Origin of the sequence: Vogesella mureinivorans, assembly GCF_007644035.1 — a bacterium.
GTDB lineage: Bacteria > Pseudomonadota > Gammaproteobacteria > Burkholderiales > Chromobacteriaceae > Vogesella > Vogesella mureinivorans.
In genome coordinates this window covers 1-392 of the sequence record NZ_VMTV02001111.1, presented here as the reverse complement: position 1 = coordinate 392, position 392 = coordinate 1, and the positions used below count along the sequence as shown (strand labels likewise).

Genomic DNA, 392 nt, shown 5'->3' with positions numbered 1-392 from the left:
CTGTACGCAGCAGCTCTAGATAGATCAGGACAATCTATGTCAGCATTTTTACAGAGCCGGGCGGTGTAGAAAAACTCGCATATGAAGATGTGGCAGTTCCGCAACCTAAAGCAGATGAAGTCTTGGTAAAGGTTTATGCTTTTGGGATTAATCGCCCAGATATTTTGCAAAGACAAGGCTTATATCCAATGCCCAAAGGGGTTACACCAGTGCCAGGACTAGAAGTTGCTGGCGAGGTTGTTGCGATTGGAGAAGATGTAAGCTTATTTAAACTTGGAGATAAGGTCTGCGGACTGACCAATGGTGGTGGCTATGCAGAGTATTGTGTTGTACCAGAATCTCAAACCATTACGATTCCTGATACGGTGAGCTTTGTTCAAGCTGCGGCAATA

At 44.9% G+C, this 392-nt stretch carries 1 protein-coding gene; it reads left to right on the top strand.

Annotated elements, in window-relative coordinates:
- Positions 1 to 122 precede the first annotated feature (122 nt).
- A partial coding sequence (locus FLQ44_RS22985) for an alcohol dehydrogenase catalytic domain-containing protein (RefSeq protein ID WP_206209144.1) occupies positions 123 to 392 on the top strand: 270 nt, incomplete at its 3' end.